Here is a 17,864-nt window from a genome sequence, read left to right on the forward strand (position 1 = left end):
TAGGCGGTTGAGACCCTCCAGCCGCCGGGCTGCTGTCCGCCGCGTGTGGCCGCGGGTTAGGCTCACGTGGGTGAAACCAGAACACCTGCCGTTGCTCAATACCGTGTCGCCGCCCGCAGTGCATCCCGACGGAACCCGCGCTGTTGTGTCGGTGACGAGGCCGGACCTGGAGGCCGATGCCTATGTGGGGCAGTTGTGGACTGTCCCGTTGGATCAGGACAAGCTGCCGCGGCGCATCACCAGGGGCTTCCGGGACACCGCGCCGGCATTCTCGCCGGACGGACTGGTCCTGGCATTCCTCCGGGCCGACGGACCGTCATCAAAGGCGCAACTGTGCGTTGTGGAGGCCGACGGCGGCGAACCGCAGGTCATCACCGACAGGCTTCTGGGCGTGGAGACGTTCTCGTGGTCCCCGGATTCGCAGCGAATAGTCTTCAGCACCCGCGAGCCTGTGGCCGGGCGTTACGGCACCGCGGCAGGCATCGCGCCGGAAGCGGAAGAGCCGCGGCTGGTAACCACGCTCGATTACAGGCTTAACGGTGCGGGCTACACCCGCGATAAGCCCCGGCAGCTGTTCCTCGTGGCGGTCCCCGAACTCGGAGGAGAGCCTGACTCATCCGTGCCCGACTCCCGCAAGGTCACCTCCTTCAGCACGGATACCGGTCCAGGAACGTTTAGCGCCGACGGGTCCGCGGTCTATTTCACGGCGGCGCCGCCGGCGGACACCGACGGGCTGGCCACAGCCATCTACCGGGTGCCGGTCACGGGAGGCGAGCCCGTGGCCTTTGACCTCGCGAGTCCGGCCAGGCAGACGATCGCGGAGGTCCGGGAGTCCAGGGATGGCCGATGGCTGTTTTTCATTGCCCGGGACCTTGGCGGATCCGGCATGGACTTTGTGGCGCGCAACGCCGTGCTCTTCTGCGTGCCGACTGGAGGCGGCGTTCCGGTTCCGTTGACGGACCCGGAAATGATGGATGTCCTCCCGCCGGGCAGCGGGATTGAACTCCGCGGTCCGGACCGCGCCCTGGTGCTAAACAGTGCGGAAGGCACCGTGGAACTCCTGGAGTTGGGTGCCACCGGCGAGCATGCGCTCCTGGTGCACGGTGACAGGGCAGTGACCGCGGCGGCCTGGGCCGGCGGCTCCCTGTTCGTGTCGTTCGCCGATCCCTCCAGCAGCGGTGACCTCGCAGCTCTGGACGATGGACAGTTGAGGATCCTGACGGACTTCTCGGCCACTCTGCGGAACAGCACGGACATTACCGTGCCGCAGGAGGTCACCTTTGACGCGCCGGACGGCTATCCCGTGCACGGCTGGGTGCTGAGGCCGGCAGGCCAGGGGCCGCACCCTGTCCTGCTCAACATCCACGGGGGCCCGTTTACCCAGTTCACCGTTGCCCTGTTCGATGAGGCCCAGGTGTATGTGGATGCCGGGTATGCAGTGCTGATGTGCAATCCGCGGGGTTCCGCAGGTTATGGACGGGATCACGGGCTGGCCATCAAGGGCAGGTTCGGAACGGTGGACATGCAGGATGTGCTGGCGTTCCTGGACGGCGCCCTGGCGAAATATGCCGCCCTTGATGCCGGGCGGCTGGGCATCATGGGCGGCTCGTACGGCGGTTACCTTACCGCCTGGACCATCGCACACCATCACCGGTTCGCGGCCGCCATCGTTGAGCGGGGATTCCTTGACCCGGTGAGCTTTGAGGGCTCGGCCGACATTGGCTGGTACTTCGGAGCCGGATATCTGGGGAGCTCTGACGATGCACTGGCTAACCGGAGTCCGCTCAAACTTGCCGCCAGGGTGCAGACACCCACCCTGGTAATCCACAGCGAAAATGATCTCCGCTGCCCGTTGGAACAGGGACAGCGCTACTACGCGGCCTTGAAGCGGCAGGGGACGGAGGCCGAGCTCTTGATATTCCCCGGCGAAGACCATGAGCTCTCCAGGTCAGGGCGTCCGCGGCACCGGCGGCAGCGGTTCGAGCACATCCTGCGTTGGTGGGCCCGCTTCCTCCCGACACCGGCGAATCCCGGCGAAGCTTCGAGCGGGTAGGCGGTTCATCGTTCAGTGAAGTTCGGGCAGGAATCCCAGCCCGGCGCGGGCCTTGGCGATGCCCGGCTCAGCCCAGTTGGCGGCGTACTCGGCGTTGCTGCTCAAGGACCTCAGTTCCGCGCGGTCCACATAGAGGGTGCCCTGCAGGTGATCGGTTTCGTGCTGGACAATCCGCGCCTGCCAGCCGGCGAACTCCCGTTCCATGTCCCTGCCGTCAGGAGCGACAAACCGGAGCAGCACCCGTTCATGGCGCACCACCACGGCCTGCAGCCCGCTGAGCGACAGGCAACCTTCGAAGAAGGCCGCCGTTTCCGTGCCCACCGGCGCATACCGCGGGTTGAGGATGGCCAGGAATTCCAGCGGCATGCGGTGCCGGATGGCGGCGGACTCCGGGTCGACGTCGAACTGGTCCTCCACGACCGCCAACTGCAGCGGAATCCCAATCTGCGGGGCCGCCAGTCCCACGCCGGGTGCCTCATGCATGACATTGCGCATCAGCACAATGAGCTGCTCGAGCTCGGTATCACTGATTTGGCCGGCAAAGGCCGCCGCCTGCTGCCGGAGCACGGGATGGCCGGCCTGCACGATGGGCGGCAGGACGCCGGCAGCGAGGATCTGCTGGACCCGCTCGCGGAGCTGCGCGGGCGTGAAAGGAGTGGGCGGCGAAACGGCAATCATGGGGAAAGCCTAACCGGCTGCAGACCTGTGGCGGCGGCCCGGTGGGCTAGTGTCGGAGCCATGGCAGAACTGACTTCGTCCGAATCCGCCGCCCTGGGATGCGTCCTGGATTTTATCCGGACCCTTGAGGCGGGAGGCGGCGGCCAGGCGATCCGGCGCTTCCTCTCGGAAGACTTTCGCCTCGACGAGGCGCCACATCTGCTCGCTCCCGAAGGATCCACCCGGACGCGGGCGCAGGTCCTTGCGGGCGCGGACCAGAGCGGCGAGGTGGTGGCCAACCAGAAGTTCGAAGTCCGGCGGACAACCTGCGAAGGTGGCCGCGTTGTCCTGGAAGCGGATTGGTCCGCAACTGTCCTGATGAACTTGAAATACTGGGATGCCGGCGAGACGATTCGGGCCAGGACGTCATCGGTGTTTGAGGTTCGCCAGGGCTTGATCGTGAGCCAGGACAGTTACGACTGCTACTACCTGAATTCCTGACCCGCCGGCTGCCGACCACACGTTGGTCCTGTCATCCGGTTATTGCATGGTGAACCGCCGGGCCACCAGCCTGTTGGCCGGCGGAAGGCCCGCCACCGTGCCAAGCGCCGCGTTCCGCAGGCCCAGCAGTGGCGGGGCCAGGGGGCGTCCCAAGGCCATGTTGGCCCCCGCCTGCCATCGTGCGCGGCGGGCTGCTTTGCCCCGCCGTGAAGCATAGGCACGCAGAGCACTGCCTACCGGGCGGCCGGCCAGGGCAGCGCAGATAATGGGTGCCAACTCTGCCGCATCCAGCCAGCCCAGGTTCATGCCCTGGCCGCCTATGGGGCTGATTTCATGTGCCGCGTCACCGACGAGCACCGCACGGCCCGCCACCAGCCGGCACGCCAGGGACGAGCGCGGGCTGAAGCTGCTGAGCATGGTGTTGGTTTCCGGGTCAGGCCGCACCCCGGTGCGCTGGTGAACCAGCCGGGACAGCCCGGCGGCGTCCATACCGGGATCCGGGCGCTCGGTGCGGACCACCCACCGCCGAAGGCCGCCGGGAAGGGGAAAGGACTCCACTATCCCTCCGGTTTCGAGGTACAGGACGGCCTGCTGCCCGTGGTCACCGCCTGCCGCGAAATCCCCCATGATGTAGTGGTCCGGGTAGGTCTTTGTGATCACCGGGATATTCAGCAGGCTCCGCACCGGTGACCGGGCACCGTCCGCGGCGATGAGGAGGCGTGCGGTGACCCGGCTGCCCGCGCCGCCCTCCACCGGCGCTGCAATCGCCGCGGTGACCAGGCCGCCGTCGTGCATCACTTCCGACACCCGGGCTCCCCGCACGAGGGCGGAGGCATCGAGTTCCTGGACACGCTGTTCCAGTATGGATTCGGTCGCGAACTGGGGGAGGGACAGCACAAACGGAAAACGGTCTGACACGGTGGCGAAGGACATGGACCCCACGGTCCGTCCCCGGCTCAGCGCGGTTCCGCTGCGGATCGGCACGCCGGCACGCACCAGGGCGCCGGCCACACCCACTTTGTCCAGGGCCGCAAGGGCCGGCGGGTGGATGCCGATGGCGCGGGAATGCCGTTCACGCCGGAGCCGCTGTTCGAGCACACGTACCTCCACCCCTGCCTGAAGCAGCAGACCGGCGAGGTACAGGCCTACCGGACCTCCGCCCACAATGATGACCTCAGTCATCGGGATGGGCCGGACGATGAATGAGGACCTGATGGAAGGGCGCGTGGCGCTGGACGTGCCAGCCCGGGGGAGCGGCGGCGGTCAGTTCAACGGGCGTGTAGCTGCGCCGGATCGATACCAGGCCGTCGGCGCGGATGAAGGACCCGCGGAAGGGAAGGGCGGCAAGGGCGAACAATGCGTACGCTGCCGTGCTTCGGCGCAAGTCGTTGTGCAGACATAGCCGGCGTGCCAGAGCCTGCGAATCGCTGAGGAACCGGGCCAGCTCGGCCGGCTGCAGGTGATGAATGACATGGTTGGAAATCACGACGTCGAATTGTTGCCCTTCGCGGACCAACCCGGCGCTTCCCGCCTGCACGAACCGTACGTTGGGGCTGTGGGCGGTTGCGGCTGCGAAGGTGTGGGCTCGTCTGTCCGGGTCTATGCCGGTGACATCGATTTTCAGCTTGTCCCGCCGGGACCACCGGGTGAGGAGGCGGGCCAAATCACCTCCGCCGCTGCCGATATCCAGGACGGTGGTGACGGTGTCGGGGGAGAGAAACGGCCTCAGTTCCTTGACATAGAGCAGCCTCCAGCCGGCAAAAAGACGGTTGACCAGTGCGAACTGCCGGTAGGTCCGTTCCAGTTTCGCGGGATCGCAGTCGGGCGCGTCCATGAGTTCCACCGCATCCCCAGCCCGCCGCCGCATCGGCATTGCCGGCTCAAGCCCGAGAAGCAGCCGACGCCCGGGCCTGGCTCCGGTACCCGGGACGGGCTTGGCTCTGCCCGGCCTGCGGGAGCGGCGCGCCGGCCTGGCGAAGCTTGGTGAAGAGCCCTGTTTCGACGGTGAGTCCGGGCCCGAAGGCCATCGAGCAGATGCGGTCATCGCCGTCCTCCGCCGGCAGTTCCAGGATGTGCTTGAGCACAAACAGAACGGTGGCGCTGCTCATGTTGCCGAACCTCCGCAGCGTCTCCCGGGCAGGGACCAGTTGCTCGTCCGAAAGCTCCAGGCGCGATTGCACTTTGTCCAGGATGCTGCGTCCACCGGGATGAATGGCCCAGTGGCGGATGTCACGGTAGGGGAGTCCGAGCAGCGACTGATCGCGGGACAGGAGCGGTTCGAGGGCGCCGATGATGTGGTCGTCAATAATGTGCGGCACGTAGTTGCCCAGGACCATCTCGAAGCCGTGATCGCCGATGTTCCAGGCCATGGACTCTTCACCCACGGGAGTCAGGACGGTCTCGAAGTGGTCCAGCCGGAGCAGGGCGGGTGATTCCGGAGCGTTTTGTGCGGTGACGATGGCGGCGGCCGCGCCGTCGGCGAACAGTGCGGAGCCCATGATGGTGTCCGGATCGTTGGAGGTCCGTACGTGCAGGGAGCACAGCTCGGCGCAGACCACCAGCACCACGGCCTGCGGATCTGCCTCGCAGAACGACTTGGCGGCCCGCAGCGCCGGGAAGGCTGCATAGCAGCCCATAAAACCAAGGTGGTACCGCTGGACAGCGGGGTCCAAACCAAGCGCACGGACAATCTTGTAGTCGGGACCGGGGTTGAAGAAGCCGGTGCACGAGACCGTGATGACGTGAGTTATGTCAAGCAAGGTCAGGTCCGGACAGGCGTCTACGGCGGCCTGGGCGGCCTCAATAAATAGGGCAGTGGCCTGTTCGGCGAAGATCCCGTTGCGCACCTTGGTGGATGGATTCAGCAGGAGGCCCGTGGCGGGATCAAAGAACTGCGGATCATCCGACCGGAACGCCATGGTCATTTCCTCGACTGCCGTATGCCGGGTTTCAATGGCTGCTGAGTCAAAGCACGTAGTCACCAGGCGCGAACCGAGCCTGGTCAGGCCGGGTTGAGCTGCGAAGACGTCCCGCGCCTCGGTCTGGATCAGCACGGTGGGCGGAACAGCAGTTTCCAGTGAGCGCAAGTAGACCGTCATTGGTTCATTCTTGGTGAGCACCGGGCATATGACAATGGCAGGGGCTGGCTGGGCAGCCCACGGGAATTTGTCCTTCGCCGGTCCCGGCCCACGAAAACGGGGGCCGGCGAAAATTCGCCGACCCCCGAATGGCCTCCGGTTGTGTCCGGCGCCTGGTTGTTACTGCTTTACAAGAGCGTTGCCATAGCCGGCATCGCAGATGCCGTCGTGAATCACGCCTGCCCCCGGAGCCACGGCATAGTTGCTCGCGGGATCGAAGACAGCGGTGTTGACGTCCGTGACCTTGGCAGCGCAGTTGTCGGCGCCGCTCGCGCTCATGCTGGCGCCGCCGATCCACATGTCGATCCAGATGGTGGAGTTGGTTCCGTTGGCGTTGACGCCCTGGTGGCAGGGGCCGCCCTGGGGATCGTTGCCGTCGCCGCAGGTGTCTTCGACGATAAAGTAGCGGCGCACGCTGGGCAGGTAGATCCGGGTGCCGGCGGGGAAGTCCAGCACGGACTGGCCAGTGGCCTTGGAGTGGCCCACGGCGATGGTGATCGGATCAGCGTAGGTGCCGGTTCCGCCGGCAGTCTTGTGCAGGATCGGGTGGCTGATGGTGGCGGAGCCGGCCGGAGTGTTGTCGTGCCACGTGTACGCCGTTGTGTACGCGGTGGTGACAATGCGCTCGGAGGTCGAGGCCGGGAGGACAGGCGCCGGAGCGGGCTTCGACGCCGGCGCTCCACCGGCAGGCGCAGCAGCAGGTGCGGGAACGGCCATCGGCGTGCCGGACGGCTTGGGTTCAGCAGCCTTCTTTTCAGCTGCCGCCGCGGCGGCTGCCTCGGCTTCCTTAGCCTTGTCCGCCGCCTGGGTTTTCTCGGCTTCCTGAGCTTTCTCAGCTGCCTGGGCCTTCTCGGCAGCGGCAGCTGCTTCGGCCTTTTCGGCGGCGGCGCGCTGGGTGGTACCCACCGCATCAGCCGATTTGTCGTGTGTGGAGCTCGCTTCAACCCCGGTGTTGGCCGAGACGGAAGATGGTGCGGATGAGTTGGGGACGCCGGTCACGGAACCACAAGCCGAGGTGGCGAGTAGGACCGAGAGCATGCCGGCGGCCAGCAGATTGTTTCTGCGCATGGAAAACAAAGCCTCTTCATGGGAGTGCGGAAACGGGCGGTCCCTGGGGACGTATCCTGCCCGGAAAGGTCACGGTCTGCGAACGCAAGGACGCTGCCACCTGGGGTGATAGCACACGCAGAAGCATTGAGGGCGCTGCGCGAGGCGTGTGCGCGGACCGGTTACCCAAACGTTACCTTGGCTGGCCCGCGTGAAGCCAATCGTCGGCGCGCCGCGAAAGCCCCGGATATCCGGGGCGAACGGCCATTCCCGGCTGACCTCGCAAAACAGTGAAGGAACGACCAAAAGCTCCCGGCTCACCGTTTGCCACGACCTCGCTGGAAACCATGGGCGACATTTCGTAAGGGACCGGGGTTGCCGTTTTGTCATCGCTCACCGGGAACTTACGGCTGCGAGAAGTGCCTCCGAATGCGCAGTTAGAGGGCGTTCCCGCAGCTTCTTCTAAGCCTGCCGCCATAACGCCGATAATCTACATTATGTAAAGTAACGGCTTTTGGGCACCCCCGAAACTGATTGCAGCCGAACGCCACTACCGCCGCTTCCTGGCTCCGCGAGGCGTCCTGGTGCGCTGTCCCGTGATGCAGGTGGCCGGCGAATGCGCCATTGTCGGAACAATCCGGAGCCATATCGCGGCCCGCTCCCGCCGGGCGGCAACGCGCAATCTCAACCTGCTCGTTTACCCCGAGACCGTCAAAATGGCGCGGCTCATCACCAACCTAGGATTCAATGACAGAATGCCCAGCCTTGATCGGAGCCGATGTGAAATCCACACCCTGATAGTCCACGAGATCGGGTGCCTTCTCCCGCCCGCTGAAGACAGCGAACAGTGGCGGGCAGACATAGGATTGCCGCCATGCTCGACACGTCCCACCCGCGAAATTGCCAAGCACCGACCCAACGCACACACCACTTCGAACGCCGCAGCGCCGCCGGACCGTGGATGGGCCATCTGGGGCGTATAGCGCTTCCTCATCCACGCCACTAGGCCCGCGCTCAAACAGTATTGGCATGTGATGGCACGCGGTTTGATCATTGGGTTAGGCGACCGGGATCCCATGGTCTTTGGGGAGGCTTCCGTAAGACAACCCACAGAGGCCAGATCATGATTCCCAGGATGAGCAGCGTCCCCCACCCCAACCCGACAACGGACGTGTGGTTGACCAGCACGCCGGTCAAGAGAATAAGTACGCACCAGGCTGTGTAGAAGGTACGTCTTGCTCTCCGCTTCCACCATGCAAAGCCGCCCGAGACGTCCGAGGGCGCCTTTCGGTCGGGCGTAGCGAAAAGGCCAACCATGAATCCCGCGACCAGCGGCCCCACAAAGAAGGGCGGCAGGAGTCCCAGAGCAACACCACCAGAAACCACGAGGACGGCCGCGAACACGAGCACGCGCACGGCGCGACGAACCGCTGGGCGGAGCCTGGTCCCACCTGGTTCGTCGTTCACAGCAACCGCATCCCATCCCATCGGGGCGTCATGAACGAATACTACTGCCGACGACCTGATCAAAAGCCGCACCGACGACACCACAACGTGGTCGTCGCCAGACGCCCCTCGGGATCTACCTGCCGCGCCAGATTTTTCTCAGTTAACTTGGCAAAATGACACGTCATTGTTGCCAACTATGTTGAGACCGGACACCCCTGGAGTCCCGCTCCCCCAGCAATGAAAAGCCCTTTGGCGCCCGGCGCAGCCGGGCACCGGACGACCGGATGGCAACCTTCGCAACCTAGCGCCCGAACAAAACGTAAGCGCAGAGCGATAACCCGGGTGCCCGGCGTCGGCCGTTCAGCGGCCCGCAGTCCCAGCGCAAGCTCACCGACGGAACCATGACGCTCTCCCCCGCCCCGGGGCCCATCAGGCGGGCAGAGAAGCGCCGGCGCAGCTCCGCCGTCGGACCTCCGGATGGGACCGCTCAAACAAGTAGTGTGCCCCAAAAAGTCGGGTACAGCGTACGCATGCCCGGAACCCTCCGGCATCCTAATGTCGTTGCATGGCGGCACGCTGGGTAAGTCTGCCTTCCACCTCACTGGGCAGATGATTGTTGATCTTTCCGCCTCAAGGAGACAGCGGCATTCGTCGGTTCAGTTCCTGGCCCTAGGACGTCCCATGCTGCAATCCCTCATCCGCCCCACCCGGGAAGAAGCGCTGCAGGAGGCACCGGGCAAGCCGGTGGTCATGATCAGGCCTGCTCCGGTCAGAGTGCGTTCAGTCCTCGGCACTGCCATCGCCTACACGGTCACGCACGTGCTGGTCGAGTGGGATGCGGAGGACCGCCACCACCTCCGGTGGGAGGCCAGCTGGCTGGTACACCGGGTTCCCCAGGACGCTGATTGAGCCCGGTTTTCCGGCAAGTAGCGGGCTGGAAAAACTCGAGTACAGGCTACGCATGTGAACCTTCGTGCCCGCAACTAGTGTCCTAGGCAAGGTGACACTTCAAAGTGGCTGGCTTTGAGGCACCGGGCTGGGGAAGAATTACCCTTTCTCCTCCGTCCCGGCCGTCCCTTACCTGGCTCTGTCAGGTTTGCCCCCGAACGTACAGCTACCTCGCGAGGTACGCATGAGAAAACCGGCCCCTTCCCGCTCAACCGCCCCGGCACCAGTCTTCTTCGACGCCAGCGGAAACCGTTGGCGCAGAATAGTAAGCTGCCTGATCGCCGGGGTTCTTCTGATGCTGCTTTCCCTTGTCTACATCCTCCCGGCGGCCACCGCCCCTGTGCATCAGGGCCTCCAGAACCAGGCGGCAGATTACCCACGCCGCCTCTTGGCGACCCAGGACCTGGAGAGCATCCCGAAGATCGGATTCCGCGAAGGCACCGCAATCTTTCACCGGATCGTCCTCGTGGAACCCAAGGATGGCGAGCTGCTGCTGAAGGATCCCTTCAGCGACAAGGTCTGGCGGGAAGCCACCGCTGGTGAGAAGGCTGTCATTGGCAACAGCCGCTACGCTGTGGAGGCCTACGGACGTCCGAAGGATCACACGATCATGCTGACGTTGGACGACGGTCCCGATCCCCGGTTCACGCCGGAGATCCTGGATCTGCTGTCCAAGGAAGGGGTGCCTGCCACCTTCTTCCCGGTCGGTGAAAACATCGTCAAGTATCCGGACATCTTCCGCCGCGTCATCCGGGAAGGGCACATGGTGGGCAACCACACCGTGTCCCACATCGATTTCTGGGCTCACGACGACGCGACCAACCGTCAGCAGATCATCGGAGCCGACAGGCTCATGCTCGCCGCGGACAACTACCAGACCCGACTCTTCAGGATCCCCACCGGCAACCCTGAAAACAACACGTTGGCTCTGCTGCAGGCGCAGCAACTCGGCTACATCCACGTTGACATGGACCTCGACACCAGGGACTGGGAATTCGCACCCGGCGTCCCCATTCCGGTTCCTTCGCTGGACGGCCAGGGCCACGTTCTCCTGGTCCATGACGCGGGCGGGGACCGGAGTGCCACCGTCAAGATGCTGGAAGCCTTCATCCCGATGGCCAAGGCACAGGGGTACACCTTCGAAACCATGCAGTCCATGCTTCCCGACGAGTTCATTCCGCAGCACAACGTGGCCGCCAAGGTCGAGGACACCGCGACGCTGGCTGCGATGACAACCTACCTGGTGACGCCCAACATTCTGCTGACCTGGCTGTTCTGGTTCGGCATCGGATCCCTGACCATCCTGACGTTCCTCTTCGTGGTGCTTGCCCTGATCAATAACGGGCGCCAGAAGCGCCGCCGCTGGGATGACGTGGCCGAGAAGGACTGGCCGTTCGTCAGCGTGGTCCTGCCCGTCTTCAACGAAGAACTCGTGGTGACCAAAACCCTGGACGCCCTCAGGGCGAGCGACTATCCCCGCATGGAAGTCGTCGCGATCAATGACGGGTCTACTGATGGCACCCTCGCAGTACTCAGGGATTACGCCAAGACGTGGCCGGCACTTCGCGTCATCGACCAGCCCAACGGCGGCAAATCGGCTGCCAGCAACCAAGGGATCGCGCAGTCACGCGGCGAGGTCATCGTGACGCTCGACGGCGACACGCTGTTCGAGCCGCAGACCGTGAAAATGTTCGCCCGCCACTTCCTCGCTCCCCGGCACGGCAAGGAAGTCGGGGCAGTGGCCGGCCACGTCAAGGTCGGAAACCGCCGCAACCTCATTACCGCCTGGCAAAGCCTGGAATACCTGTCCGGTATCTGCGTTACCCGCATGGCAGAGGGCCTGATGGGCGCGATTTCCATCGTTCCGGGCGCCTGCGCCGCCTGGCGCCGGGAAGCCCTTGTCAGGGCTGGCGGCTACTCCCATGACACGCTTGCCGAAGATGCTGACCTGACGCTCTCGCTGCAACTCCTTGGCTACAGCATCGTCCAGGAAAACGAGGCCATCGCCTGGACTGAGGCGCCCCTGACGGTCAAAGGGTTGTTCAAGCAACGGCTCCGCTGGACCTACGGCAACATCCAGACCCTGTACAAGCACCGCAAGATGCTCTTCAATCCCAAGTACGGGGCCCTCGGAATGCTCACCATGCCCTACGCCCTGATTTCCGTCCTTGTCCCGCTCATTTTCATGCCCCTGACGGTCATGGTCGCGATCGGCAGCCTGATTCACGGCGAATGGGAGGCCATCGCCATCTTCTCCGCGTTCGTTGCCGCAACCCACATGCTGATCTCCATCGTTGCGATCCTGATGGTCCGCGAGAAGGCCCTCCACCTGCTCATCGTGCCGATCTACCGGCTCATCTATGAGCCACTCCGCGCCTATGTGGTGTTCGGTTCTGCTCTGCTGGCTCTGCGGGGCACCGCAGTGGGGTGGTACAAACCCGAGCGCACCAACAGCGTCACCCTGCCAACCCCGACCGGGCTGACGGTCCCCGCCGCCCTGCCGCCCCTGGCAAGGGCGGACTCCCTGACCCTCCAGGACTCCCTATAGCTCACTAAACCTCGTAATGCTGATCGACCCAACGAACTATGCGCCATACGAGTGCAGTTAGGTGGCATCAGTACATGCTCAAATTCCCACGACAGGGCTGGCCCCTGATAGCACTCATGGCAGTTACAGCCTTGGCGGGCTGCAGTTCGACGGCCCCTGATGGACCCGGCAGGGAGGAAGAAACAACGAAAAACGACACGACCCCGGCCGGATGGTTCGGCGGATATCTGGATGTCACGATTCTCCCGGGCCTGCGCCTGGAAGACTCGCCGCCCCCCGGAACCGTGACCACGCTCCTCGCCTTCGTCACCTCGGATCCTGCCCAGCCCTGTGAACCGTCCTGGGGCGGCTTCTACAGTCTGGACCGGGCCGGCGAGAAGCTGGCACTCGATGCCCAAGTGGAGTCCTTCCGCAAAAGCGGCCATGACGTCGCAGTATCGTTTGGCGGCCAGCGCGGCCCCGAACTGGCCGCCGCCTGCACTGACCCCGATGCCCTGGTTCGTGCTTACACAACGGTCATCACCCGCTACGGCATCAACACCGTGGATCTGGACATCGAAGGCCCAAGCGCATCGGACCATGATGCGGCCGCAAGACGCGCCGCAGCAGTCGCACGCCTTCAGGCCGAGCGTCCCGCGGGCTCGCCATTGAAGGTCTGGCTTACTCTTCCCGTCTCAGGGAACGGGCTGACGGCGGCAGCTGTCACCTCGGTTGAAACCATGCTGGAGGCCGGGGTGGAACTCGCCGGCATCAACATCATGACCATGAACTTCGGCCACCTTGCCCCCGGGACCAGCATGGGCGCGACCGCTGTGGGCGCAGCCGAAGCCACGCACCGGATGCTGTCGGCGCTGTACTCGAAGGCCAACCGGCCGATCGACGACGCTGACCTCTGGAACAGGATCGGGCTGACCCCGATGGTGGGGGTCAACGACGTTGAGGGCAACGTCTTCACTTTGGACGATGCCAGGGAACTGAGCAGTTTCGCCTTGGAACGTGGCGTCGGCCGGATGTCCATGTGGTCACTCAACCGGGACACCCCCTGCACGCCCGGCACCCAGGGGCAGGCGCACAGCAGCGTGGCCAGTGACTGCAGCGGCGTTGCACAGGAACCGGGCATGTTTGCGAAAGTGCTGGGAACCGCACTGGCGCACCGACCCTAAGCACGGACCGGCATCCGCAAGGGACATTGGGCGCCGGCACAACCCAGAGAAATTAAAGGAGGCAAGCATGCGACGAGCGATTTTTCCGGCCGCTGGATTACTGGCGGCCATCCTGGTGGCCGTTGCCACTATCGGCACATCTTCGCGGGCGGCAGGCGAAACCCTCGTCGGAAATGCCTACATCACTGCCTACTCGTGGCAGGACAACACACCCCCGGGATCCCCCACCATCAGCAACCCCGTGCTGCACAAGCAGGCGGGCGGCACCGGAACGTACCAGGACCCGGTGACCATCGCCGTCGGACATTCCACGGCGACAGGCCGGGACGTCCTGGACTTCCCTGCAGGGACCCGGATCTACCTGCCCGATGTCAGGCGATACTTTATCGTTGAAGACACTTGCGGAGACGGCCCTAATCCCCAGGACGGACCTTGCCATACAGGAGCTCATGCCCTGTACAACGCGTCGACGTGGATTGACATGTGGATCGGCGGCGGCGGCCAGGATGATTCGTTCGTGAGCGACTGCACCCGTAAAGTCACGGGGGTACGATTCGCAGTGCTGAACCCGGCCTCTAATTTTCTCGTAGCGCCCGGAGCAGGAGTCATCCACGACGGCATTTGCGACTCAGGCTATGGCAACGGGATCTTTGTCAGGTGAACCCCGCGCTAGGCTCGAACGTATGACTTCTTCCACCCGGCAGCAATCCGTCCGCCACAGCACGAGCGCCATCGTGGGTGCGGCTGTGTCGGACGTCCTCCTGATCCTCGTATTCGCCGCAATTGGCAGGGACGCGCACGTGCGTCCCGACGTCATCAGCGGAGTTTTCCTCACCGCCTGGCCATTCCTGGCGGGCGCCGCCCTCGGCTGGCTGGCGGCGAGGGCGTGGCGGCGTCCCCTGTCACTCCCCGCCGGCGTGGGAATCTGGCTGGGAGCCGTTGCCGGCGGCATGGCCCTGCGGGCACTAACGGGCCAAGTAGTTGTGCTCCCCTTCGTCATCGTGGCGCTCCTCAGCCTGGGCCTGTTCCTGGTGGGCTACCGCGCGCTGCTGGCACTCGTCCGCAGGCTTCGGAAGCGCTGACGCGGCAACGGACGCGCGCCGCTCCCGGGGGCTCCGACGCACGGCCATGTAATAGGCTGGCAGGACCACAGAGACTCGCCGGGGCAACGCTACGGCCGACAAATCCGGAAGGATTGAACCCAGTGATCACCGCATTCGTTCTGATCAAGACCGACGCCGCACGCATCCCGGAGACCGCCGAGGAGATTTCCGCCATCCCTGGCATCAGTGAGGTCTACTCCGTCACCGGAGAGTGGGATCTGATTGCCGTTGCCCGCGTGGCCCGCCACGAAGACCTTGCCGATGTGATCGCCGACAAACTCTCGAAGGTACCGGCCGTTGTGCACACCACCACGCACATCGCGTTCCGCGCCTATTCGCAGCACGATCTCGACGCCGCCTTTGCGTTGGGCTTCGAACAGTAGCGCCTCGCCTGCAAACAACGAAGGGCCCGGCTATGCAGCCGGGCCCGGCATCGTTCTTGTGAAAGCTAAGGCCGGGTGAGGGCGACCCACTTGTCCAGGACGGCGGCCGCGGCGCCCGAGTCGATTGACTCAGCGGCACGGACCAGCGCCGACCGCATGCGCTCCACGAACGGGCCTTCGGCAGTGGCATCAAATGACACCAGGCCGGCTGCCGCGTTGACCAAAACGGCGTCCCGCGCCGCCCCCGGCTTGCCTGCCAGGACATCACGCACGACGGCGGCATTGGCATGGGCGTCTCCGCCACGGAGTTCTTCCACAGTCGCCGGACGGATGCCGAGATCGGCAGGTGAAAAGGTCAACTCGGTGACCGTACCCTCCCGGATCTCCCAGACAGTGGACGGCCCCGTGGTGGTCAGTTCATCCAGGCCGTCGTTGCCCCGGAACACCAGGCCTCGGCTCCCCCGCCGCGCCAGCACGCCCGCGACGAGGGGCGCCATCCGGGCGTTGGCAACGCCAACAGCCGAGGCCTGTACCTGGGCGGGATTGGTCAGGGGGCCCAGAAAATTGAAGGCAGTGGGGATGGCCAGCTCCCGGCGGGGCACGGCGGTGTGGCGGAAGGACGGGTGGAAGACCTGCGCGAAGCAGAACGTTATGCCCGCCTCCGTCGCATTGCGTGCCACGTGGGTCACCGGGAGATCAAGCCTGACCCCCAGCGCCTCCAGTACGTCGGCTGATCCCGACGACGACGAGGCTGCCCGGTTCCCATGTTTGACAACTTTGGCGCCCGCGCCCGCCGCTACCAATGCGGCCATCGTGGAAATGTTGACGGTATTGAGCTGGTCACCGCCCGTGCCCACAATGTCCAGCTTCTCGCCTGAAATGCTGATGGGCGTGGCATGCCGCAGCATCGCCTCGACCAGACCTGAGATCTCGTCAACGGTCTCACCCTTGGCGCTGAGGGCAACAAGGAACCCTGCTATCTGGGACGGCGACGCCTCGCCGGACATGATCCTGTCCATGGCCCACGCGGTGCTGTCCGCGGTGAGGTCGGTGCCGGCGATGAGCGCTGAGATGAGCCGGGGCCAGGTGTTGCTGTCCGCCGGGGAAGTTGCCTGAGAAGTCACCTCCTGATGCTATCGAGCCACCATAGCCATGACCAATGTGAACGCCGCCGGGAACTTTTCCGAGCAATTTCGCGTCTTTGTAGAAAAAGTCCCCCGAAAAGGCGGTTCGCGTTGGGCAGTACGGACTTTTATAGACATAATGTCTATGTGACATCTGCGACCCATGCCCCCAGTACCCCGGCGCACCCGACGCTGAACCGCCCCAACATGGTTTCTGTAGGAACCGTTGTTTGGCTCTCCAGCGAGTTGATGTTCTTCGCCGGTCTCTTTGCCATGTACTTCACACTGCGCTCCACGAGCGGACAGATGTGGGCGGAAGAGACAGCAAAGCTCAACTTCCCTTTTGCGCTCGTTAACACCATCGTCCTCGTGGCAAGTTCCTTTACTTGCCAGATGGGCGTCTTCGCCGCCGAACGGCTGCAGCCCCGCAAGACGGGCGGGCCGTTCCAGTTCGCCCGCTGGGGCATGAACGAATGGTTCACCCTGACCTTCATCATGGGTGCGATCTTCGTCGCAGGCCAGAGCACGGAATACGCGATGCTCGTCTCAGAGCACGTATCGCTGTCTTCCAATGCTTACGGCTCAGCGTTCTACATCACCACAGGCTTCCACGGCCTGCACGTCATCGGCGGCCTCGTAGCTTTCCTCTTCATCATCGGACGCTCGTTCGCGGCGAAGAAGTTTGGCCACTTTGAAGCAACCTCAGCAATTGTCACGTCCTACTACTGGCACTTTGTGGATGTTGTCTGGATCGGCCTCTTCCTGGTCATCTACGTACTGAAGTAGTCAAGCTTTGATTCCTTTTCTACAAGAGGCAGAATTTCAAGAAGCGGCTCGCGGAGCCGGCGCAGGATCGAATAAAGGAACCACCACGTGAAGGCTCTCTCGCAAAAGCGACGTCACCCACTCGCAGCAATAGCGCTGCTACTGATGGGACTACTCGTCACCGGGGGGCTCTACGCCGTTGCCACTACCGTCAACCAGGCGAAGGCTTCCACCACCAGTTACAGCGCAAGTGACACCGCCGAGGGCCAAAAGCTCTTTGAAGCGAACTGCGCCACCTGCCACGGCATGGGCGCCAGCGGCACGCAGGCCGGCCCCTCCTTGGTAGGCGTCGGCGCAGCGGCTGTCGATTTCCAGGTCGGCACCGGACGCATGCCGATGCAGATGAACGGACCCCAGGCCTACAAGAAGCCTGCGCAGTTCAACGACACCCAGACCCACCAGCTTTCAGGTTATGTTGCTTCGCTGGGTGCAGGCCCGGCAATTCCTGAAGAACACCTGTTAGACGAAAAGGGTGACGCAGCCGCAGGTGGCGAGCTCTTCCGCGTGAACTGCGCCATGTGCCACAACGCAGCTGCTGCCGGCGGCGCCCTGACCCGAGGCAAGTTCGCCCCGGCCCTCGCGGACGTTTCCGGCAAGCACATCTACGAAGCCATGGTTTCCGGCCCGCAGAACATGCCCGTCTTCAACGACGCCAACGTGTCCCCTGAAGGCAAGCGCGACATCATCACCTTCCTCAAGCAGATCGAATCCAACGGCTCCCCCGGCGGCGCTGATCTGGGCTCCCTTGGCCCGGTCGCCGAAGGCCTCTTCGTCTGGATCGCAGGACTCGGCGTCATCATCGCGTTCACGATCTGGCTGACATCCCGGACGTCCTAGGGCGCCGGGACACCAAAACTTCTGCTGCCCAGTCAGCAGTTTGACATTGAAAACTAACCCGGCAGACGCCGGGACGAGAGAAGGATGAG

16 protein-coding genes are annotated in these 17,864 nt (G+C 64.2%); 10 read left to right on the top strand and 6 right to left on the bottom strand.

Annotation, left to right across the window (positions count from 1 at the left end; translation table 11 throughout):
• Window positions 1–70: 70 nt before the first annotated feature.
• Window positions 71–2,053 carry a S9 family peptidase gene (locus tag SBP01_RS09715; protein ID WP_320538256.1) on the top strand — a complete coding sequence of 661 codons (1,983 nt, stop codon included), beginning with the start codon at window positions 71–73 and terminating at the stop codon, window positions 2,051–2,053.
• A gap of 12 nt (window positions 2,054–2,065) precedes the next feature.
• Here SBP01_RS09715 and SBP01_RS09720 read toward each other — a convergent pair whose 3' ends face one another.
• Window positions 2,066–2,731 carry a peptide deformylase gene (locus SBP01_RS09720; RefSeq protein WP_320538257.1) on the bottom strand — a complete coding sequence of 222 codons (666 nt, stop codon included), beginning with the start codon at window positions 2,729–2,731 and terminating at the stop codon, window positions 2,066–2,068.
• Window positions 2,732–2,791: 60 nt separating this feature from the next.
• Between SBP01_RS09720 and SBP01_RS09725 the strand changes: the two genes are divergently transcribed.
• Window positions 2,792–3,211: a nuclear transport factor 2 family protein gene (locus SBP01_RS09725; protein ID WP_320538258.1), complete on the top strand. Its 420-nt coding sequence runs from the start codon at window positions 2,792–2,794 to the stop codon at window positions 3,209–3,211.
• 39 nt (window positions 3,212–3,250) lie between these two features.
• On the opposite strand, the gene SBP01_RS09730 is transcribed toward SBP01_RS09725, so the two are convergent.
• The 4 genes from SBP01_RS09730 to SBP01_RS09745 all read right to left on the bottom strand — a co-directional run bounded on the left by SBP01_RS09730 (window position 3,251) and on the right by SBP01_RS09745 (window position 7,416).
• Window positions 3,251–4,393, bottom strand: coding sequence for an NAD(P)/FAD-dependent oxidoreductase (locus SBP01_RS09730; RefSeq protein ID WP_320538259.1), 1,143 nt, complete (start codon window positions 4,391–4,393; stop codon window positions 3,251–3,253).
• Window positions 4,386–5,045: a methyltransferase domain-containing protein gene (locus SBP01_RS09735; protein WP_320538260.1), complete on the bottom strand. Its 660-nt coding sequence runs from the start codon at window positions 5,043–5,045 to the stop codon at window positions 4,386–4,388. Before SBP01_RS09735 ends, SBP01_RS09730 begins: the two co-directional genes overlap by 8 nt.
• 46 nt (window positions 5,046–5,091) lie before the next feature.
• Window positions 5,092–6,309 carry a type III polyketide synthase gene (locus SBP01_RS09740; RefSeq protein WP_320538261.1) on the bottom strand — a complete coding sequence of 406 codons (1,218 nt, stop codon included), beginning with the start codon at window positions 6,307–6,309 and terminating at the stop codon, window positions 5,092–5,094.
• Between the two features lie 159 nt (window positions 6,310–6,468).
• Window positions 6,469–7,416 carry a hypothetical protein gene (locus tag SBP01_RS09745; protein ID WP_320538262.1) on the bottom strand — a complete coding sequence of 316 codons (948 nt, stop codon included), beginning with the start codon at window positions 7,414–7,416 and terminating at the stop codon, window positions 6,469–6,471.
• Between the two features lie 2,109 nt (window positions 7,417–9,525).
• Between SBP01_RS09745 and SBP01_RS09750 the strand changes: the two genes are divergently transcribed.
• The 6 genes from SBP01_RS09750 to SBP01_RS09775 all read left to right on the top strand — a co-directional run bounded on the left by SBP01_RS09750 (window position 9,526) and on the right by SBP01_RS09775 (window position 14,989).
• Entirely contained in the window at window positions 9,526–9,753 is a 228-nt protein-coding gene (locus SBP01_RS09750) for a hypothetical protein (protein ID WP_275214304.1), read from the top strand.
• A 334-nt stretch (window positions 9,754–10,087) separates the two neighbouring features.
• Window positions 10,088–12,340 (top strand): bifunctional polysaccharide deacetylase/glycosyltransferase family 2 protein, encoded by a 2,253-nt coding sequence (locus tag SBP01_RS09755; RefSeq protein WP_320538263.1) that lies wholly within the window; start codon window positions 10,088–10,090, stop codon window positions 12,338–12,340.
• Between the two features lie 284 nt (window positions 12,341–12,624).
• Window positions 12,625–13,503 carry a chitinase gene (locus tag SBP01_RS09760; protein ID WP_320538264.1) on the top strand — a complete coding sequence of 293 codons (879 nt, stop codon included), beginning with the start codon at window positions 12,625–12,627 and terminating at the stop codon, window positions 13,501–13,503.
• A 67-nt stretch (window positions 13,504–13,570) separates the two neighbouring features.
• Window positions 13,571–14,164: a hypothetical protein gene (locus SBP01_RS09765; protein WP_275214301.1), complete on the top strand. Its 594-nt coding sequence runs from the start codon at window positions 13,571–13,573 to the stop codon at window positions 14,162–14,164.
• Window positions 14,165–14,186: 22 nt separating this feature from the next.
• Window positions 14,187–14,585, top strand: a complete 399-nt coding sequence (locus tag SBP01_RS09770) for a DUF3054 domain-containing protein (RefSeq protein ID WP_275214300.1) — start codon at window positions 14,187–14,189, stop codon at window positions 14,583–14,585.
• A 122-nt stretch (window positions 14,586–14,707) separates the two neighbouring features.
• The gene (locus SBP01_RS09775; RefSeq protein WP_056340053.1) at window positions 14,708–14,989 is read left to right on the top strand and encodes an Lrp/AsnC family transcriptional regulator; all 282 of its coding nucleotides are present in this window, start codon (window positions 14,708–14,710) and stop codon (window positions 14,987–14,989) included.
• Between the two features lie 65 nt (window positions 14,990–15,054).
• Here SBP01_RS09775 and trpD read toward each other — a convergent pair whose 3' ends face one another.
• Window positions 15,055–16,113 carry an anthranilate phosphoribosyltransferase gene (gene trpD, locus SBP01_RS09780; RefSeq protein WP_320538265.1) on the bottom strand — a complete coding sequence of 353 codons (1,059 nt, stop codon included), beginning with the start codon at window positions 16,111–16,113 and terminating at the stop codon, window positions 15,055–15,057.
• A 111-nt stretch (window positions 16,114–16,224) separates the two neighbouring features.
• On the opposite strand from trpD, the gene SBP01_RS09785 reads away from it, so the two are divergent.
• Complete coding sequence (locus SBP01_RS09785; RefSeq protein WP_275214298.1) at window positions 16,225–16,899, top strand: heme-copper oxidase subunit III; 675 nt, start codon at window positions 16,225–16,227, stop codon at window positions 16,897–16,899.
• A gap of 87 nt (window positions 16,900–16,986) precedes the next feature.
• Window positions 16,987–17,775 carry a cytochrome c gene (locus tag SBP01_RS09790; RefSeq protein ID WP_320538266.1) on the top strand — a complete coding sequence of 263 codons (789 nt, stop codon included), beginning with the start codon at window positions 16,987–16,989 and terminating at the stop codon, window positions 17,773–17,775.
• Window positions 17,776–17,864 lie beyond the last annotated feature (89 nt).

This window comes from Pseudarthrobacter sp. IC2-21 (assembly GCF_034048115.1).
In the GTDB taxonomy this organism is placed as follows: Bacteria; Actinomycetota; Actinomycetes; order Actinomycetales; family Micrococcaceae; genus Arthrobacter; species Arthrobacter naphthalenicus.

Excerpts from the sequence above, each read along its gene's own strand:
- SBP01_RS09770 (WP_275214300.1), top strand. The coding sequence starts at position 14,187 with ATGACTTCTTCCACCCGGCAGCAATCCGTCCGCCACAGCACGAGCGCC.
- SBP01_RS09735 (WP_320538260.1), bottom strand. The coding sequence starts at position 5,045 with ATGGACGCGCCCGACTGCGATCCCGCGAAACTGGAACGGACCTACCGG.
- SBP01_RS09720 (WP_320538257.1), bottom strand. The coding sequence starts at position 2,731 with ATGATTGCCGTTTCGCCGCCCACTCCTTTCACGCCCGCGCAGCTCCGC.
- SBP01_RS09730 (WP_320538259.1), bottom strand. The coding sequence starts at position 4,393 with ATGACTGAGGTCATCATTGTGGGCGGAGGTCCGGTAGGCCTGTACCTC.
- SBP01_RS09725 (WP_320538258.1), top strand. The coding sequence starts at position 2,792 with ATGGCAGAACTGACTTCGTCCGAATCCGCCGCCCTGGGATGCGTCCTG.
- SBP01_RS09740 (WP_320538261.1), bottom strand. The coding sequence starts at position 6,309 with ATGACGGTCTACTTGCGCTCACTGGAAACTGCTGTTCCGCCCACCGTG.
- SBP01_RS09750 (WP_275214304.1), top strand. The coding sequence starts at position 9,526 with ATGCTGCAATCCCTCATCCGCCCCACCCGGGAAGAAGCGCTGCAGGAG.
- SBP01_RS09745 (WP_320538262.1), bottom strand. The coding sequence starts at position 7,416 with ATGCGCAGAAACAATCTGCTGGCCGCCGGCATGCTCTCGGTCCTACTC.
- SBP01_RS09755 (WP_320538263.1), top strand. The coding sequence starts at position 10,088 with ATGCTGCTTTCCCTTGTCTACATCCTCCCGGCGGCCACCGCCCCTGTG.
- SBP01_RS09765 (WP_275214301.1), top strand. The coding sequence starts at position 13,571 with ATGCGACGAGCGATTTTTCCGGCCGCTGGATTACTGGCGGCCATCCTG.